The following is an 18,513-nucleotide window of genomic DNA, read 5'->3' on the forward strand; positions in this document are numbered from 1 at the left end:
CGTAAGGAAATAACCGTTGGACGAGATATCGACGAGCTTGTTGCTCGTTATTTTAGCCGTACTGATATTTTTATCCGCTTACTTTTCAGGCTCTGAAACCGGGATGATGTCGATTAACCGATATCGCCTAAGACATCTGGTGCAAAGCAATCACCGTGGAGCTAAGCGTGTCCAGCATTTATTAGACCGCCCTGACAGGCTTATCGGCCTTATTCTCATTGGCAACAATCTGGTCAACATTGGCGCGTCAGCCATAGCCACCATCATTTGCTTACGTTGGTTCGGTGACGCCGGTATTGTCATAGCAACCTTCGGGTTAACCTTAATCATTTTGATCTTTTCGGAAGTCACCCCGAAAACCATCGCGGCTTTGCATCCAGAGCGGGTTTCCTTTCCAAGCTCATTGATTCTCTTGCCTTTGCTTAAAGTCATGTACCCTGTTGTTATTGGCGTCAATGCAATTACTAACACTTTTATGCGCATTCTGGGCGTCAACCCCAAACAGTCGCAAATGGCCGATGCGTTGAGTTCGGAAGAGTTACGAACAGTGGTTAACGAAGCCGGCAATTTAATTCCGTCGTCTCACCAGGAAATGCTGGTCAGCATACTCGACTTAGAAAAAGTGACGGTCGAAGATGTCATGATTCCGCGAAATGAAATTATCGGTATTGATATTAACGACGAGTGGAAGTCCATAGTTAAGCAGCTGTCTAACGGTCAGCACACTCGAGTTTTGTTGTACCGCAACGAAATTGATGACGTTGTCGGTTTCCTGCATGCTCGCGATGTCATGCGGTTAATGACAAAGAATCAGTTTAATGCCGATAAGTCCATTTTGGTCAGGGCGGCGCGAGATATTTATTTTATTCCAGAAGGCACACCACTGAATGTTCAGCTATTAAAGTTTCAGCGCAGTAAAGAACGTATAGGGCTGGTGGTCGATGAGTACGGTGACATCCAGGGGCTAGTAACACTGGAAGACATACTGGAAGAAATTGTTGGAGACTTCACGACAACCATGGCACCAGCACCGAGCGAATCGGTTACTCAGGAAAGTGACGGAGTCTATGTCGTTGACGGCTCTGCCAACCTACGCGAGTTGAATAAAGAAATGGACTGGGACTTCCCAATTGACGGTCCTAAGACACTTAGTGGTCTTATTATAGAACAGTTTGGTGATATTCCTGACTCACGCTTATGCTTACGCCTTGGTGGTTACCCGGTTGAGCTGGTAGAAGTCGGAGATACGATGATAAAACAAGCTCGGGTTCTGCCGGCACTTTATAAAGCACCGACAGAAACCAATAACGACTAACCAAAGAAGAGGCGCCACAACCACCCTTTTTGTAAGTCCTCTTCACAGGTTTTCAATTGCGTCGCGTAAGTTAACGAGCGACGCTTAACGATTCTAGACACACGCACCAACCACGGTTTTTTCAGGTAGGTTTTACGTTGGTAGCCTCCCCACCCTTCGTGATAATTCAGATACTGTCCGTAAGCATCCCATTTAGATACGCCGTTAACTTGATAGGTTTTATAAATAAACCAACCCATAAAATCGATAGCATCTTCGAATGAGGAGCGACTCGCCCAGCTATTTCCGGTCTCACGCTGGTAGTCTTCCCAAGTCATGGTTTTGGCTTGCGAATAGCCATACGCAGAACTAACTCTTCCCCAGGGGATAAAACCTAATAAATAATCTCTTGGCGGCAGTGCATCGTGTTTAAAGGAGCTTTCCTGATACATCATTGCCATGGGGACATGAATCGGCACGCCCCAGCGTTCACGAGCGTCTTCCGCCGCATCGTACCAGTCACGGTGCTCTTCAAAAATCGCACAAATATTTTCAGGGTTCTCAGGTGGAGGTGTGGCACAGCCACTTAACAGAATAGCGAAAGCCGCTGCTGATAAGGTTGTTCGGTGTATAGGTTTAAAAAAAATCGTTTTCATTGAACTTTCTTCAAATAGGCCACTCTGAGTATATGAACACATTGAGAGTTAACGTATTTGTTCATCCCCTGAACGTTTTATTTGACGCAGCCAACATTGGCTGCGTTTTTTTATGCATTCGAGCCTAGCGTAGTTATCCAGGCTGTTTTGCGTTTTCAAAATAATTGGCTAAAAACGTATCGAAATCGACGGTATTGTCTTGCTCGTAACGATCACTAAACGCTTTTTCAGACGCTTGCGCCCACTCGCTAAAGTCACTTTTATCGTAAAACTCTAACGCAGAGTCTGTCATTTCCTGTCTGTACTTTTTAGCCAACAGCATACCGATACGGCTGTTGTCCCAGTTCTCCGACTGCAACTGATGCATAATTTGCCCGGACAATGTGCGCTCTGGATTCAGCACCCATTCATACAAGTCCGCCAAATCATTTTGATAATCCTTTGTATCGGCTGAATTGTCCAGCGTCTTCGCTAGTACAGAAAGGTCGGCAAACAACTCTTCCAGCCAGTCGGCCATAAGCCGATCAATACCGTTTTGCGCTAAGCTTAAGCGCGGGTTACGCCCTTCCATAACAACTTTGGTAAAGTTTTTATCCGCTTGCTGCTGCTGTTCCCAAGTCATTTCTTCACTCGGCTGCAACAGACAGTACAACAATAACAAATCGAGAAAGCGCATTTGCTGAGCGGTAATACCAACATCACTGTATGGGTTAACATCGAGTGCGCGTATTTCAATATACTCAACCCCACCACGCTCGAGTGCCTGGCTAGGAGTTTCACCATCCTGAGCAATCTGCTTAGGGCGAATCGGTGAGTAAAATTCGTTCTCAATCTGCAGAATATTATCGTTTAGTTGACGGTAGTCGTCGTCGACTTTTACACCAATTTTCGAAAATTGCTGAGACTGCGTAGTTATTGCCTTGCGCAAACCCGCTACATACTCTTCCAGAGAATTATAAGTAATTTGTAAAGTGGCTTGCTCTTTATTGGTATAACCCAAGTCGCTCATACGCAACGACGTACCGTACGGCAAGAAAACTGTCCCTTTTCCTATGGTGTCAAAGTCCCACTTTTTCAGCAGCTCTTCGTTGTTTGTTTGTGTAAAAAACGACTTGCAAAGTGCCGGTGAGGCACCAAAAAGATAAGGGATAACCCAGGCAATACGTTTAAAGTTTCGAATTAACCCGAAGTACCTTTTACTGCGATAAGCACTATCGTTCACTTCGCCGTCCACCTGCGCCAACTGTTCCCACATGTCATCAGACACAGAGAAGTTGTAGTGCACACCGGCAATTACCTGCATCGTTGCACCATAGCGATAGGTCAACCCACGACGATAAAGGCTTTTCATTCGTCCGGAATGAGAGTCACCGTATTTCGCTATACGGATATCTTTGTCTGACCCCAAATAGCACGGCATACTCATTGGCCACAGTAGCTCTTCACCAATGGCGTTATAAGTCACTCGGTGAATATCTCTAAGCTGCTTTAACGTAGTATTTATATCCGTCGCAACAGGCGTAATAAACTCTAAAAGGTTCTCAGAGTAGTCTGTCGTGATAGTCGGGTGAGTCAACGTACGACCCAATTCACTGGGATGGTCGGTTGTTGCTAAAGTGCCATTTTCATTTATTCGCAAGGCCTCGCGCTCGATACCGCGTTTTATTCCCTGCCAAACATCTGGCTTATCACTTTGCTTAAGCGTTTCTACAACTGATTGAAATGTGGCTTGCAAAAGACTACTCCATTGACCAAAACGGATTATTTTCTGTTGCTAAGCTTACTGGTAATTACTTTAAACGTCCATGATAGAGACACTAATTTTCCTGATATTGCTTGGCGATTCGCCGCCGACATGGCAGACTAACGCACGTATACAACCCCTTTCGGTTACGGACTACCATGAGCTCATTCTGGACGTTTTTACAGCTAATTTTCGTTGTTCTGCAGGTATCGAGCCTCGTGCTTTACGCCCTGCTCCCCTCTCCATGGAGCGACACGGTTCTGGTCGCAATGATAACGTTCAGCTTAATTATTGGTATTGCCATTTGGTGGTGGTCGCGCCGCAACGCGTTAACGGCGCCCTTCCGTCAGCCGTTTTTATCGTCAGATTCAATGCAGCTTTTTGAACAAGTGTTTAACGACTTGCCGACGCGCGTTTACTGGCGTGACTCTGAACTTAAGTTACTAGGCGGCAATGAAGCCTTCGCCAAAGATTTAGGTCTTAATCCGGAAGAAGTAACCGGGAAGTCTGACAATGATATCCCGGTGCTCGCGAACAACCTTATTTTACGAGAGAAAGATCAAACAACCTTCGCAACGCAAAAGCCGTCTACTAACGACGAGCTAGAACTGTCTCTTGCGCAAGGCAGTCGTTGGGTTGAGCACTCCAGCGTTCCTCTGCACGATGACGACGGCAATATTATTGGTATTTTAGGCAGCTATTACGACATTTCCGGCATTAAGTCAGTTGCCGAGGAAATGGAGAAAGCAAAAGAAACTGCGGAAAATGCTAACCGCTCTAAGGGCGAGTTTCTCGCTAATATGAGTCATGAAATTCGTACGCCAATTAATGCCATTGTCGGTATGGCTAACCTGTGCCTCAAGACAGAGTTAAACCAAAAACAAAAACGCTATATAAAAGTTATCGACTCCTCTTCGCAGGCGTTATTAGGTGTTATTAACGATATTCTCGATTTTTCAAAAATTGATGCCGGCAAGCTTACTGTTGAAGAAATTCCGTTTGATTTACAGGATGTTCTTACATCATTAGCTGACATGTTTGCGTATCGCGCCTACGACAAAGATCTCGAGTTTATTATCAATTTGCCGGCTAATATCCCCACCAAGCTAATTGGTGACCCGCTACGCTTAAATCAGGTCCTTGTTAACTTAATTAGTAACGCCATCAAATTCACTGAAGACGGCGAAATTAATGTTGCAGTGAACTTATTAGACAGCTCTGATGAAGACGTTCTACTGCGTATTTCCGTTACCGATACCGGCATTGGCATGGACGAAGAACAACGCGCGAACCTCTTCAAAGAGTTTACTCAAGCCGACACATCAACCACGCGAAAATACGGCGGCACTGGCCTGGGGCTGGCTATATCTCGTCGGTTAATTCTCTTAATGGGAGGGGATATTGGCGTAACCAGTGCGGTCGAGCAAGGCTCTACATTCTATATAGAAATAAAGTTGCCGGTTCAACGAGAGCAGGACAATACGCATCACGAGTATTTATTGAAGCACTTAACCGGCAAACGCATTTTGGCGGTCGATGACAATCTCAGCACCCGTGAAATGCTTTATGAAATGCTTAGAAGCTATCAGGTCGATGTCAAAGTATGCCGTACTGCCGAGCAAGCTCTTAAAGTGTTTGACGAGTCCGTTCATGAAGGAAACCCTTACGAGTTATTGTTAGTCGACTGGCGGTTACCGGGAATGGACGGGCTGACTTTGTGTGAGAAAATAACACAGACCTACGAGGCTGACGTACGACCTAAGCTAACACTAGCAACGGGTTACTACACTGAGGAGCTCTCAGAAAAAGCCAAGCGTGCCGGCGTAAACGATATTTTATCGAAACCGTTTACCGCCTCGACGCTTGGGCGCAGTTTAACGTCAACACTGCTCCATCGCGACATTGATGAAGACATGAGCTCTGAGTCAACTGAAGGCGTTCCTGATAACCTCACCGGTGCACCGGTGTTAGTCGTTGAAGACAACGAAATAAATCAGCAAGTTGCCCGAGAGATATTGAGCAGCCATAAGTTTCAGGTGGACATTGCCGAGAATGGCCAACTGGCGGTTGATGCTGTTCGCGAGAAAAAATACGCCATAGTGCTTATGGACATTCAAATGCCGGTAATGGATGGGCTGAAAGCTGCTCAACATATTCGCACTGAGTTTACCTACCAGCAACTGCCGATTCTAGCTATGACGGCTAACGCCATGAGTGGTGACAAAGAGCGCTCTTTAGCCGCCGGCATGCAAGGTCATATACCTAAGCCTATCGATGAAAAAGTGTTACTTAAGGCCATTGCTAATTGGGCGGTCCCAGGGGACTACTCAGCCGATGACACCAATAATTACGTTGACTCAGCCGAACAGCAGTCAGAGCCTGCACAGAAAGCGCCAATAAAAATCCCCCAGGTGAAAGGTATCGACTTTGAATCTGCCCTTGGCCGTCTGCAATACAATGTTGAATTGTACCTGAAGCTGGTAGAACAGCTTTATGAGAGCTACCAAGGCAGCGCAACCAAAGTCTCTGACTTTATTACTCGTGGCCAGCATGATAGTGCTAAGCGTTATTTCCATTCATTAAAAGGCGCTGCGGCTAACTTAGGTTTTACTCAGCTTAGAAATAAAGCCGCTGACTTAGAGGCATTCATGGCAGAAGGCGAAATTGATAAGGTTGCCGACCAAATTACCGAACTGGAAAAGCGTTTGCGTTTCGCTCATCAGGCGGCACAAGATTTAGAAACCATTCAGCAGCACCAATCTTAAAGGCCAATTATGATACGTTATTTCTTTTTAATTCCATTGCTGCTAAGCCTGCTTTGGTTGCTTTACCTTAAGACCAACGGCTGGACGATAAAGCAGGGATACAAAGGGTTTGTTTATATTGCGGTGATAAGTGCAGTCATCGCCGCTTTTTACACGGCGATGATGTTTATTACGGGGAGATAGTGTCTTAACTGTTAAACAAGAGCCAGCAAGACACCTGCAGCAACTGCTGAGCCCAGGACCCCGGCAACGTTTGGCCCCATTGCATGCATCAGCAGGAAGTTCTGCTGATTAGAGTCTAACCCAACCTTATTAACCACTCGCGCTGCCATAGGAACAGCCGAAACACCTGCGGCACCAATAAGCGGGTTGATTGGATCCTTACTAAACTTAGCCATTAATTTCGCCATAAGTACACCGCTTGCCGTACCTATAGAGAATGCTACAGCGCCAAGCAGCAAAATACCCAACGTCTGGAAACTTAAGAACTGATCAGCCTGAAGTTTTGAACCTACCGCAAGGCCAAGGAAAATAGTGACAATATTAATAAGCTCGTTCTGAGTCGTTTTGGTTAAACGTTCAACGACTCCAGACTCACGCATTAGGTTACCTAAACAAAACATGCCAACCAACGGCGTTGCCGACGGTAAAAACAGTAGCGTTAAGGTAATAGCAATAAGCGGGAAAAACAGCTTTTCGCGACGCGCTACAGGTCGCAGCTGCTCCATTTTAACCTGACGCTCTTTTTCTGTTGTAAGCAGCCTCATAATTGGCGGCTGAATAATTGGCACCAACGCCATGTAAGAATAAGCTGCAACAGCAATTGCTCCCAGTAAATCCGGCGCTAACTTTGATGCCAAAAATATCGCTGTCGGTCCATCTGCGCCGCCAATAATGGAAATGGCAGCCGCATCTGACATTGAAAACTCAATACCTGGCACAATGTTCAAAGCAATAGCACCAAACAAAGTCGCAAAAATACCAAATTGCGCAGCGCCACCTAAGAACAACATTTTCGGGTTAGCCAATAACGGACCAAAGTCGGTTAATGCACCTACCCCCATAAAAATAAGTAACGGAAATACACCCGTGTCTATTCCCACAGAGTACACGTAATACAGCACACCACCCGGCTCGGTAAAGCCGGCCAGGGGAATATTAGCCAGTATCGCGCCAAAACCTATAGGTAAAAGCAGTAGTGGTTCAAACTTTTTCGCAATAGCTAAGTACAACAATAACCCGCCGACCAGTATCATACTAAACTGACCCAGCGTCATTGCGGAAATACCGGTGGTTTCCCACAAAGTCATTAACTTATCCATGTTAGCCCACCGTTACTAAGCTATCGCCAACTGTTACCGCATCGCCTTCTTTTACATGAATAGCATTGACGGTACCGTCACTTTCCGCCTTGATATCGGTTTCCATTTTCATGGCTTCCATAACCAAAACAACATCTCCGGCTTTAACCTGGCTGCCTTCTTTTGCAACGACTTTGAAAATATTCCCTGCTAATGGCGCTTTTATCGTTGTCCCTTCACCATTACTGGCGGGTTTAGATGCCTGCTGATCGTTACTTGAGCTTTGCGCTTGGACTGAATCAATTTGACCAGAAGGCCCCACTTTCACACTGAACTTTTGACCGTCAACTTCCACATCATAAAGCTCAACACCACCGCTAGACGAGGCCGCAGTAGATTCTTTTCCTGGTGTCTGACCAGAGCTTTCGCTTGGCTCTTCAGGCGCCGGTTCAAAGGCATCCGGATTGTCTCTATTTTTCAGGAATTTCAAACCAATTTGCGGGAATAGAGCATAAGTCAGAACATCATCTTCAATATTGTCAGCCAGACGAATGTCCTGCTCTTTCGCTGTCTTCTTCAACTCATCGGTAAGAGCATCCATTTCATCATCGATTAAGTCAGCCGGACGACAGGTAATTGGCTCTGCGCCATCGAGCACGCGCTTTTGCAGCTCTTTATTCACTTCTGCAGCAGTCGACCCGTACTCACCTTTAAGAACAGCAGCGGTTTCTTTAGAAATGTTGGCATATCGTTCTCCACTCAATACATTAAGTACCGCCTGTGTACCTACAATTTGCGAAGTCGGTGTTACCAGTGGAATAAAGCCGAGATCTTCCCGAACCTTTGGAATTTCTTCCAGCACTTCATCAAACTTATCGATAGCGCCCTGCTCTTTTAGCTGGCTTTCCATGTTCGTCAGCATACCGCCAGGCACCTGAGCTAACAGAATTCTGGCATCCACGCCTTTCAGCGAGCCCTCGAACTGAGCATACTTCTTACGAACGTCGCGGAAGTATGAAGCAATTTCCGCTAAATCAGGTAAAGACAACCCGGTATCTCTGTCAGTACCTTCCGTCATTGCAACCAGTGTTTCTGTTGGCGAATGACCGTAAGTCATACTCATCGAAGAAATCGCTGTATCGAGCATATCAATGCCCGCATCAATTGCTTTTTGGTAGGTTGCGACACTTAGGCCTGTGGTTGCGTGGCACTGCATAGAAATAGGTAAGTCGGTCTTTTCTTTGAGCGCACTGACTAATTCATAAGCGTCATTCGGACGCAACAGGCCAGCCATGTCTTTAATAAATAATGAGTCACAACCCAAGTCTTCAAGTTCTTGCGCCATCTCGACCCATTTATCCAATGTATGTACCGGACTTACGGTGTATGACAAGGTTCCCTGAGCGTGCCCTTCAACATCTTTAGCCGCCTTTATTGCAGTTTTTAAGTTGCGAACGTCGTTCATAGCATCAAAAATACGGAATACATCCACACCATTTTCTTTTGCTCGTTCGACAAAACGGCGAACAACGTCATCGGCGTAATGACGGTAGCCCAACAAATTCTGTCCTCGCAACAGCATTTGCTGACGGGTATTTGGCATTGCCTTGCTCAACTCTCGAATGCGCTCCCATGGGTCTTCGCCCAGATAACGAATACAAGAATCAAAAGTGGCGCCACCCCAGGACTCCATTGACCAATAGCCAACTTTGTCCAGCTTTTCGGCAATAGGTAACATATCGTCTAAGCGCATTCTGGTCGCTAGTAAAGACTGATGAGCATCTCTTAAAACAAGCTCAGTTAACAACAAAGGCTTACTCATTTAGACATCTCCTTATTTTCTGCAGCCGAATGGCTCTGACGGTACTGGTGCACAGCAGCAGTTATTGCTGCAATCACTTTTGGGGACTTCCCGGCGGGAGCGTCAGAACGGGTTTGACTGGGTGCCTCTGGTGCTGGAGTCGGTGTCGGTATTAACCGCTTCATAACGGCCATACACACAACCAATATACACAAAAAGACAATGACAGCGCCCATACCAACGAGCATGAGCTGTGCTGCTTGGGTAAGTAGTTCTTGCAAAAGACACCTCGGAACGACTGCAAATTGTTATAAATTTATTAAATACTATGGTAGCAAGTCGCGCAAGAATTTGCAGCGTCAAATAGTCGGTATTCAACAGCTAAATAAGGGAAATATGAGAATAAATAGCGAAAATAGGATGTATGGAAAAACAAAGAAATGGCGCGCCCGAGAGGAGTCGAACCTCTAACCGCCTGGTTCGTAGCCAGGTACTCTATCCAGTTGAGCTACGGGCGCATTGCCTGAAGTGTTTTGAAGTGAAAATGGCGCGCCCGAGAGGAGTCGAACCTCTAACCGCCTGGTTCGTAGCCAGGTACTCTATCCAGTTGAGCTACGGGCGCAAATTTTTCACTTAACGAATGGCGGAGAGGGAGGGATTCGAACCCTCGATAGGGCTACAAACCCTATACTCCCTTAGCAGGGGAGCGCCTTCAGCCACTCGGCCACCTCTCCAAATCGTTGTGGCGTGAATTCTAGCGATGTTGGCAATAATGTCAATCGGTTTTTTAAAAACAATGGTTCAAGTGTGGGATAATTGACCATCTCGTTGGATTTTTCCGCAAATTATGCGTTACGCATAAAAAAACCGGCGAATGCCGGTTTTTTCTAACTATTCTTTTTCGTCATGTTCATCGTCTTTTTCAGACTGAATGCGCATGTAAATTTCTTCTCGATGGACGGAAACATCCTTCGGGGCATTTACACCAATACGTACCTGGTTCCCTTTTACGCCAAGGACAGTGACCGAAACATCATCACCTATCATCAGTGTTTCACCTACACGGCGAGTCAAAATTAGCATAAATTGCTCCTTCAATACTGTCCCGATGTTACCGCAACAATCGAACATTTCCCTAAATGTGATGTAAGCAGTCTACCAATAATGGCAATGATTACACTATAACGAAACTCATAACCCTAAGTTATGATAGCTGCTGCTCTAACCAAGTTGTTGCCGTAGCCAAGGCTTCATTTAAATGTTCAGGCAGTGAGCCCCCGGCTTGCGCCATATCGGGACGACCACCACCCTTGCCGCCGACTACATTAGCGGCCTGGTTGACTACATCTCCTGCTTTGACTTTAGCGGTTAAATCGCCAGTAACGCCAGCGATTAAACTCACTTTGGAGCCATTGGCAGTTCCAAGTAATACGACACCAGAGCCAATTTGGTTCTTCAGATCATCAACTAATTCTCGCAGTGATTTAGGATCGGCTTGATCTAACTCAGCAATAATAGCTTTAACGCCTGCAATTTCAGCCGCTTGTGAAACCAAACCGCCCCCCGCTTGAGACGCCAGTTTTTTCTGAAGCTGCTCATTTTGGCGCTCTAGCTCACGCTGCTTCTGCAACACCTGCTGAATCTTCTCAATTAAATTATCAGGTTTCGCTTTAATCTCGGCCGCCACCTGATTAAGCATAGCTTGCTGGCCTTGTGTATAGCGAATAGCCGCTTCACCGGTAACCACTTCAATACGGCGCACGCCCGAGGCAATACCACCTTCAGAAGTAATACGGAATAAACCAATGTCACCGGTTGAACGAACGTGAGTACCGCCACATAACTCCATAGAGAAGTCACCCATACGTACCACACGGACCTGCTCGTCATACTTTTCACCAAATAAGGCCATTGCGCCAGCAGCTTTTGCTTCTTCAATGTCCATTAACTGTGTTTCTAGCGACAAGTTCGCTCGAATTTGCGCATTCACTTCACGCTCAATTTGAGCGATTTGTTCAGCGGAAACAGGTTCAAAGTGTGAAAAGTCAAAACGCATTTTGTCCGCTTCTACCAGCGAGCCTTTCTGAGTAACGTGCTCACCTAACAGATTACGTAATGCAGCGTGCACCAAGTGTGTCGCAGAGTGATTCCGTTTAATATTTTCCCGGCGTTCAGCATCAATCTCAGCTTTCACTGAATCACCTAGCTGAATAGTCGCCGACGCCTTACCGTGATGCCCAATCGCTTTACCAATATATTGAGTATCGGTGACCTCAAAGACGCCGCTATTCGCTACTAATTTACCGGTATCACCAGTCTGACCGCCGCTTTCTGCGTAAAAAGGTGTTTCGGACAAGACAATAATGCCGCTTTCGCCCGCTTCTAAACGTTCAACCGCTTTACCTTCCTTGAAAAGCTCTACGACTTTAGCGTCACCATTAACCTGCTCGTAACCAGTAAATGCCGTTTTCTGCTCTGACTTAATTTGTTCGTTATAGTCCATACCGAACTGAGAGGCTTGCTGAGCTCGCTTGCGCTGTTCAGCCATTGCCTTTTCAAAGCCGGGTTCATCAACCGTTAGCTCTTGTTCGCGAGCTATGTCAGCGGTTAAATCAACCGGGAAACCGTATGTGTCATAAAGCTTAAAGACGACATCACCAGGAATAACAGTGCCATCAAGCTGCTTGATCTCATCGGAGAGAATTGCCAAGCCTCGTTCAAGCGTACGCGCAAACTGCTGTTCTTCACGCTCTAACGCATCTTTTATAATCGACTGTTTTTCTACCAGTTCCGGATACGCTTCGCCCATCTGGTTAACAAGTTCATCAACCAGCTGGAAGAAAAATGTTTCTTTAGCACCCAGTAAGTGACCATGTCGAACCGCACGGCGGATAATACGGCGCAACACATAACCGCGCCCTTCATTCGATGGCATTACGCCATCAGCAATTAAGAAAGAGCATGAACGGATATGGTCAGCAATAACACGCAATGACTTATTGTTAAGGTCGTCAGTACCAATGATTTTAGCCGCTGACTGAATCAGTGCCTGGAATAAGTCAATCTCGTAGTTACTGTGGACATTCTGCATGATGGCCGAAATACGCTCTAACCCCATGCCTGTATCTATTGAAGGGTTTGGCAATGGCTCAAGCGTACCGTCAGCCTGACGGTTATATTGCATGAAGACCAAATTCCAAATTTCAATATAACGGTCACCGTCTTCTTCCGGCGTGCCCGGAGGACCACCCCATACTTCAGGGCCATGGTCGTAAAACACTTCTGAGCATGGGCCACAAGGCCCTGTATCACCCATCGACCAGAAGTTATCTTTTTCGCCAATACGTGAAATACGATCTTCCGGTACACCAATATCTTTTGCCCAGATATCGTAAGCTTCGTCGTCTTCTGTAAAGACAGTCACCCACAGCTTTTCAGCCGGTAATTTCAATTCGTTGGTGAGAAAGTCCCAGGCGTATTCAATAGCTTGCTTTTTAAAGTAGTCACCAAAGCTGAAGTTACCCATCATTTCAAAAAATGTATGGTGTCTAGCCGTATACCCCACGTTTTCCAGGTCATTATGTTTGCCGCCAGCGCGCAGGCAACGCTGAGCAGAAGTTGCCTTGTCGTAACGACGCTTATCGCTCCCCAAAAAAACATCTTTAAACGGCACCATACCGGCATTAGTAAATAATAACGTTGGATCATTACCCGGTATCATTGATGCCGAAGGCACTCTTTCGTGTCCTCGTTTCGCAAAATAACTGAGAAATGTTTCACGAATTTGGGCACTGTTCATGCTCATAGTTTGTCCTACTTTTAGTTTGTCTAGTTTGTCCTGCTTGCTTTGCCAAAAGCCTATGGGTGTAATTACTTAGTATACTGTTAGATTATCACGAAGTCGTTGCTCAGCCTAGCTTTCTGGTCGATTGACACAAGCGAATATTTGTTCCGAATTAAAACCACGCTGTTGCAGAAAGCGTACTTGTTTCATCCACTGCTTTTGATCTGCCGGCGGCTCTTCACCAAAGCGTCGTTCCTTTAAATCGGCACATAAGCTAAACCAGTCTATGTCCATTTCATCCAGTAATCGCTCGACAAGCTCTACCGATAATCCTTTTTGCTGGGTAGCCTGAGCTAAAATTTTCAGCCGACCTTGCTTTTGCGATACCTTTTCACGTATGAAAATTTCGGCAAACCGCTCGTCGCTTTGCCAGCCTTTTTCTTTGAAGTCTTTTAACACTGCGTCAACCATGTCGTTCGGCCAACGCTTTTGAATCAATTTTCGGCGCAACTCCTGATAGCTTTGCTCACGACGCCCTAACAGGCGAAACACCGAGTCTCTCAATGCGCTTTCATCATATTCTTCTGAACTTTCACCCATGACCTATACTCCATAGCTAAGAGTTATGGGAATTCTATACAGGGACACTAATCATGACCAAGAGTTACTTAAAATCAAGCATTCTTTCGGTTTGTCTGTTAGTTCTTACAGCAGGCTTCCACCAAGTCTCACAAGCAACGGAGCAGCGCATTACGGCGACAGGCAACGGCAGCGTCAGTGCCGTGCCGGATTTAATGCGAATTACCTTCTGGATAGAAGAGCGCGGCAATAAACTCAGTTCGCAAAAGACCGTGGTCGACAATACGACTGAACGCTTACTAAACGACTTACTTAAAGAAGACGTTGCAGAAAAAGACATTCAGTCTTACCAGTTGCAAATTTACCCGCAGTACGAACAAGACTCCGACGGTAAAACCAAGCAGAGCGGCTTTATTGTCAGACGAGAGATAAAAGTGACTCTACGCAACCCTGAAAATTATGACAATGTGATTGATTTAGCTTTATCTAGAGGTGTGACCCGGGTTGGACAAATTCAGTTCGAAATTGGTGACCAACAGGCGCTTTATCAACAAGCATTAATTAATGCCTACAAACAAGCCCGGCAAAAAGCCGAACAGTTGGCGAGTACAGCCGGCCTTGATCTCACCGGTACCTTAAGTATTACTGAGCGCTCAATCTCGCGCCCATTTATGATGCAAATGGCAGAAGCCAGTGTACGTTCTGACAAGGTGTCGCTGCCGGGTCAACAAACCATCGAAGCCTCCGTTGAAGCCGTATTTAGTGTCGAAAACATACAAAACAAAGGCAATTAATTGATTGCGTCGGGACGCGAGTCAGGTAGAATAATTAGCAACATTTTATTAACAGAAAAGTAGCAATTGGTTTTTAAGTTGCGATTCATTTACATCGTATTGCTGTTACTGTCGTTGCCGCTCTTTGCACAAGAGTGGCAGCAGCAGCGTATTGACGCAAGCAGCAATCCGGACGAATGGATAACCAAAACCAATCAATGGATAAGCCAATACGATGAAGGTCGCGAGTTCGAAAAGCTCGCACTCGCTTATGCCCTGCAATCTGAGGCCTACCGCTATTCCGGCAATGAAACCAAGCTTATTGAAACCGTTAAAGAAGGACTGAGATTCGCTAAATTAGCAGATTCTGAAGTCGCTTCCGCCCTGCTTCGTATCAATCAAACCTGGTATCAACTTCAGCGTGGTCAACTACAGCAAGCTAACGCCAGTGTCATTTATGCTATTGAAAACGCCAAAGCGTCGGGTAGTGAAGACTTATTTATTGAAGCGGAGATACTTCACGCTCAAGTCATGCAACATGCCGGAGATATTGCCGAAGCTCTGGAGATTTTAGAAGGCTTAAACCGAGACGCATACAGCGCTATACCCAAACTTCAAGTTGAGTTTCATGGTCTTATCGGCATTATCTACACCGATGTCGGTGCCTTTGATATCGCTATTGAACACACACTTGAAGCCCTGGAGATTAGCAAGGAGCATCTTGGCCAGTGGGACACCTCGGTTCTAGAGTATAACCTTGCCAGAATTTATCACCAGGCGGGTCAGCCCAATAAAGCGCGACAGCACTTTGAAACAGCTCTGGAAATAAGCCGCGAAATAGAAGACGAACTCGGCGTCGCTTATGCCATGTTCCGCTTGGGGACATTAGAGCTGGATAATGAGAATTACCAAGCTGCTTTATCTAACTTTGAGCAAGCCTTGCCTCAGTTTCGGTCTGCCGGGGCACATCCCATGGAGGCCGAAACACGACTCAGCCAGGTTGAAGTTTACTTGGCAACTCAGCAAGTAGAGGTCGCTCAACAAGAGCTTGAAGCCGCTACCTCATTAATTAATACACTTAACGATGACGGCCTGAAACAACGCCTTGAAAGCAAGTGGTCTCGCTATTACGAAAAAAACCAACAGTTTGAAAAGGCGCTAACACATTACAAAAGCTCGGTTGAGAAAATGAAAGCCGTGCAAGAGAACCTTCAGGACAAGCAAGTTCAGGAAGTTATGGTTCGCCTGGAGATTAAAGAGCAGGAAACAACGAACGAGCTTCTCAAAAAAGAAAACCAGATACAGCAACTAGCGTTACAAGAGCAGCAAAACTCTTATTATTTGCTCGTCTTGGCAATCATCACGGTTGCTTTGCTGGTTGTTATTATTTCTGGTTTCCTGCTCCAACAATGGCGAGCGCGTAAAAACTTTGCCGAGCTCGCTCTTAAAGACGATTTAACCCAGGCTCCTAACCGCCGAGCCATTGTGCAACGGTGCAAAAAAGAGTTAGAACAAGCTCAGGAACAAAACCGCAGCCTTGCCTTAGCAGTGGTCGACTTCGATTACTTCAAAAGTATCAACGACGAATTCGGACATGACGCCGGCGACCGCGTATTGCAAAGGTTTGCGAAGGTCGCCAATGAGTCCCTGCGGGAACAAGACAGTTACGGCCGTTTAGGCGGTGAGGAGTGGTTGCTGCTGTTCTTAGATGCCTCAAAAGAAGATGCCGAGCAGCTTTTCAAGCGACTTCAGGAAGGTTTGAACAGCCAACCGATAGAAGGCATTCCTGCAGACTATCAAATTACTTTTAGTATGGGCTTTACCGAAGCTCTGCCCGATGACTCCTTTGATGAACTCTACAAACGTGCCGATGACGTGCTTTACGACGCTAAAAACTCAGGGCGCCAGCGTTTAGTTATCGCTTAATTCTGCTAGGTTATGACTTATACAATGCAGTCCACCGCCGCCTAATACCAATTCCCGCGCAGGTACACTTAATACGGTTTTATCCGGGAGCACTTCTCGTATTATCGACAAGGCAATAGTGTCTTCCGGCAAGCCAAATTCCGGCACAACCACAAGAGCGTCAGTCTGTAACACATTAATATAGCTGCACAGCAACGGAAGCTCTTCCGTTCTGTTTAAACTCGTCTGAAGCTGTTCCAGACTTTCTCGTTCAATCCGTGTCGGTCGCAATGGCTTAGGTAATGGAACGGCTACTTTCTGAATTGAATCAGGCAGCAGTTCAATAAACTCCGCTAACCGCTTACAGGTTTTATAGTCGGGGTGGTTTTCGTCTTTAGTTAGCGCATAGATAAGAGTATTTTCATTAAGAAATAGCGCCATATTGTCCATATGTCCCTGAGTCTCATCAGCAGTCAGAGCGCCTTCAAAGAAAAACAACGACTCACCCGAAAAGCAGTCGTTTAGCTTATTCTTAATAACTTCTTTCGATAACGAGGGATTACGCTGAATAATGCTGGATAAGCCAACAAGCCATGTACCTTGACCATTATGAGTAAAGGTGCCCCCTTCTGTGACCAAATCACAGACTGATAACGAGCGTTCCAACTTTAACGACAGTTCTGAAGCTAAGGCTCTATCACACTCCACCGCTGACTGAACGCCGCCCCAACCATCAAATTGGAACACGATACCAGACGTCTGCCTCTTCTTTGAAAACCATAACGGCAAGGTGTCTCGTAGCCAAATATCATCGTATCGCTCGACGATAACAGAGCAGCAGTCATACAGCTTCTTTGGCACAGAACCCTGGTAGTCTGGATGAACCAGTAAAGTAACGGGGGTATAGTGACTGACCTGACGCGCCAGCTCAGCAATGACTTCGCGAGCAGGCAATGCATTATCTCGCCAAACGTCCCGGCGGTAAGGCCAGGCTAAGAGTAAACGCTGGTTATCAGAAAAATCTGCTAACCAGCGCTTGGTAGAGCCTTTCATTATCTGCGACGCTTATCTGTCTTTTTGTATTCGCGGTGCTTTGCCGTCGCTCGGCGTATTTTAGCGAACTTACGCTGCCTGGACTCTTGATTCCGAGGGTCAATAAACGAACGCTCTTCAGGTGGCAGTTTCACCTGCTTTCTCAACGCATTCACTTGCTCCAGCGGCATTTCCGACCAGCCACCTTGCGGCAAGCCTTGCTCAAGAGGAATGTCACCGTAACGCACACGAATCAGTCGGCTCACCTGCACTTCCTGTGACTCCCACAAGCGGCGCACTTCACGGTTACGGCCTTCACTGATGGTTACGTGATACCAACGGTTCATGCCGTCACCACCAGCCGGCTTTATCGAATTAAAATGCGCGGGGCCGTCTTCCAGCTGCACACCCTTTTTAAGACGACTCATCATTTTATCGTCGACTTCACCGAAAACACGCACTGCGTATTCGCGCTCAACCTGCTGGCTCGGATGCATTAACCGGTTGGCTAATTCCCCGTCGGTGGTAAATAACAACAATCCTGAGGTATTTACATCAAGTCGACCAACAGCGACCCAACGCGCTCCGCTCATGCGCGGTAAACGGTCGTACACCGTTGGACGTCCTTCAGGATCTTTGCGTGTACACAACTCGCCTTCAGGCTTGTGGTACATCAAGACCCGGCAGATAACTTCTTTTTCAGGCTTTATTTCAACTTCATGACCATCAATGCGAACTTTTGCGTCTGCATCAACTCGCTCGCCCAGCTGCGCCACTTTTCCATTTACACGAATGCGTCCAGCAGCAATTTTGGCTTCAATTTCTCGTCTTGAGCCATGTCCTGAGCGGGCTAATACCTTTTGTAACTTTTCGGTCATT

At 46.4% G+C, this 18,513-nt stretch carries 14 protein-coding genes and 3 tRNA genes; 4 read left to right on the forward strand and 13 right to left on the reverse strand.

The genetic code is table 11. The features are described from left to right. Positions 1-16: 16 nt before the first annotated feature. Complete coding sequence (locus tag UM402_RS08590) at positions 17-1,315, forward strand: HlyC/CorC family transporter (RefSeq protein ID WP_058578807.1); 1,299 nt, start codon at positions 17-19, stop codon at positions 1,313-1,315. On the opposite strand, the gene UM402_RS08595 is transcribed toward UM402_RS08590, so the two are convergent. Both UM402_RS08595 and gshA read right to left on the reverse strand, forming a co-directional pair. Beyond that, positions 1,312-1,950: a hypothetical protein gene (locus tag UM402_RS08595; RefSeq protein ID WP_053952505.1), complete on the reverse strand. Its 639-nt coding sequence runs from the start codon at positions 1,948-1,950 to the stop codon at positions 1,312-1,314. The two genes, UM402_RS08590 and UM402_RS08595, sit on opposite strands and share 4 nt — an antisense overlap. Positions 1,951-2,083: 133 nt before the next feature. Further along, positions 2,084-3,685: a glutamate--cysteine ligase gene (gene gshA, locus UM402_RS08600; RefSeq protein WP_058578806.1), complete on the reverse strand. Its 1,602-nt coding sequence runs from the start codon at positions 3,683-3,685 to the stop codon at positions 2,084-2,086. A gap of 167 nt (positions 3,686-3,852) precedes the next feature. Between gshA and UM402_RS08605 the strand changes: the two genes are divergently transcribed. Next, positions 3,853-6,459 (forward strand): response regulator, encoded by a 2,607-nt coding sequence (locus UM402_RS08605; RefSeq protein ID WP_058578805.1) that lies wholly within the window; start codon positions 3,853-3,855, stop codon positions 6,457-6,459. Between the two features lie 194 nt (positions 6,460-6,653). Here the strand turns inward: UM402_RS08605 and UM402_RS08610 are convergent, their stop codons facing one another. The 9 genes from UM402_RS08610 to UM402_RS08650 form a co-directional block, all read right to left on the reverse strand. Next, positions 6,654-7,781, reverse strand: coding sequence for a sodium ion-translocating decarboxylase subunit beta (locus UM402_RS08610; RefSeq protein WP_058578804.1), 1,128 nt, complete (start codon positions 7,779-7,781; stop codon positions 6,654-6,656). A 1-nt stretch (position 7,782) separates the two neighbouring features. Then, on the reverse strand, positions 7,783-9,582 hold the full coding sequence (gene oadA, locus UM402_RS08615; protein ID WP_058578803.1) for a sodium-extruding oxaloacetate decarboxylase subunit alpha: 1,800 nt from the start codon (positions 9,580-9,582) through the stop codon (positions 7,783-7,785). Beyond that, positions 9,579-9,809, reverse strand: a complete 231-nt coding sequence (locus tag UM402_RS08620) for an OadG family transporter subunit (RefSeq protein WP_058578802.1) — start codon at positions 9,807-9,809, stop codon at positions 9,579-9,581. The genes oadA and UM402_RS08620 overlap by 4 nt, the downstream gene beginning before the upstream one ends. 193 nt (positions 9,810-10,002) lie before the next feature. Then, a tRNA-Arg gene (locus UM402_RS08625) sits at positions 10,003-10,079 on the reverse strand. Between the two features lie 27 nt (positions 10,080-10,106). Then, positions 10,107-10,183, reverse strand: a tRNA-Arg gene (locus UM402_RS08630). Between the two features lie 19 nt (positions 10,184-10,202). Next, positions 10,203-10,295 (reverse strand) — tRNA-Ser (locus UM402_RS08635). Between the two features lie 157 nt (positions 10,296-10,452). After that, positions 10,453-10,644 carry a carbon storage regulator CsrA gene (csrA, locus tag UM402_RS08640; protein ID WP_053952511.1) on the reverse strand — a complete coding sequence of 64 codons (192 nt, stop codon included), beginning with the start codon at positions 10,642-10,644 and terminating at the stop codon, positions 10,453-10,455. Positions 10,645-10,765: 121 nt separating this feature from the next. Further along, the gene (gene alaS / locus UM402_RS08645) at positions 10,766-13,366 is read right to left on the reverse strand and encodes an alanine--tRNA ligase (RefSeq protein ID WP_058578801.1); all 2,601 of its coding nucleotides are present in this window, start codon (positions 13,364-13,366) and stop codon (positions 10,766-10,768) included. Between the two features lie 108 nt (positions 13,367-13,474). Beyond that, a complete protein-coding gene (locus tag UM402_RS08650) occupies positions 13,475-13,945 on the reverse strand; it encodes a regulatory protein RecX (protein ID WP_058578800.1) in 471 nt (156 codons plus the stop codon). A gap of 53 nt (positions 13,946-13,998) precedes the next feature. Here UM402_RS08650 and UM402_RS08655 point away from each other — a divergent pair, with 53 nt between their 5' ends. Together UM402_RS08655 and UM402_RS08660 are read left to right on the forward strand one after the other, a co-directional pair. Next, positions 13,999-14,718 carry an SIMPL domain-containing protein gene (locus tag UM402_RS08655; RefSeq protein ID WP_053952514.1) on the forward strand — a complete coding sequence of 240 codons (720 nt, stop codon included), beginning with the start codon at positions 13,999-14,001 and terminating at the stop codon, positions 14,716-14,718. A gap of 78 nt (positions 14,719-14,796) precedes the next feature. Next, the gene (locus UM402_RS08660; protein ID WP_322295286.1) at positions 14,797-16,623 is read left to right on the forward strand and encodes a tetratricopeptide repeat-containing diguanylate cyclase; all 1,827 of its coding nucleotides are present in this window, start codon (positions 14,797-14,799) and stop codon (positions 16,621-16,623) included. Here the strand turns inward: UM402_RS08660 and UM402_RS08665 are convergent. Continuing rightward, positions 16,609-17,655, reverse strand: coding sequence for an agmatine deiminase family protein (locus UM402_RS08665; RefSeq protein WP_058578799.1), 1,047 nt, complete (start codon positions 17,653-17,655; stop codon positions 16,609-16,611). The genes UM402_RS08660 and UM402_RS08665 overlap by 15 nt on opposite strands. Further along, the gene (gene rluB / locus UM402_RS08670; protein ID WP_053952516.1) at positions 17,655-18,512 is read right to left on the reverse strand and encodes a 23S rRNA pseudouridine(2605) synthase RluB; all 858 of its coding nucleotides are present in this window, start codon (positions 18,510-18,512) and stop codon (positions 17,655-17,657) included. The genes UM402_RS08665 and rluB overlap by 1 nt, the downstream gene beginning before the upstream one ends. Position 18,513: the final 1 nt, after the last annotated feature.

Origin of the sequence: Idiomarina sp. OXR-189, from assembly GCF_034373425.1 — a bacterium.
Classification (GTDB): domain Bacteria; phylum Pseudomonadota; class Gammaproteobacteria; order Enterobacterales; family Alteromonadaceae; genus Idiomarina; species Idiomarina zobellii.

Bases quoted from the DNA above. Each gene is read 5' to 3' on its own strand.
- UM402_RS08595 (WP_053952505.1), bottom strand. From the start codon at position 1,950: ATGAAAACGATTTTTTTTAAACCTATACACCGAACAACCTTATCAGCA.
- UM402_RS08605 (WP_058578805.1), top strand. From the start codon at position 3,853: ATGAGCTCATTCTGGACGTTTTTACAGCTAATTTTCGTTGTTCTGCAG.
- UM402_RS08610 (WP_058578804.1), bottom strand. From the start codon at position 7,781: ATGGATAAGTTAATGACTTTGTGGGAAACCACCGGTATTTCCGCAATG.
- oadA (WP_058578803.1), bottom strand. From the start codon at position 9,582: ATGAGTAAGCCTTTGTTGTTAACTGAGCTTGTTTTAAGAGATGCTCAT.
- UM402_RS08620 (WP_058578802.1), bottom strand. From the start codon at position 9,809: ATGCTCGTTGGTATGGGCGCTGTCATTGTCTTTTTGTGTATATTGGTT.
- csrA (WP_053952511.1), bottom strand. From the start codon at position 10,644: ATGCTAATTTTGACTCGCCGTGTAGGTGAAACACTGATGATAGGTGAT.
- alaS (WP_058578801.1), bottom strand. From the start codon at position 13,366: ATGAGCATGAACAGTGCCCAAATTCGTGAAACATTTCTCAGTTATTTT.
- UM402_RS08650 (WP_058578800.1), bottom strand. From the start codon at position 13,945: ATGGGTGAAAGTTCAGAAGAATATGATGAAAGCGCATTGAGAGACTCG.
- UM402_RS08655 (WP_053952514.1), top strand. From the start codon at position 13,999: ATGACCAAGAGTTACTTAAAATCAAGCATTCTTTCGGTTTGTCTGTTA.
- UM402_RS08665 (WP_058578799.1), bottom strand. From the start codon at position 17,655: ATGAAAGGCTCTACCAAGCGCTGGTTAGCAGATTTTTCTGATAACCAG.
- rluB (WP_053952516.1), bottom strand. From the start codon at position 18,512: ATGACCGAAAAGTTACAAAAGGTATTAGCCCGCTCAGGACATGGCTCA.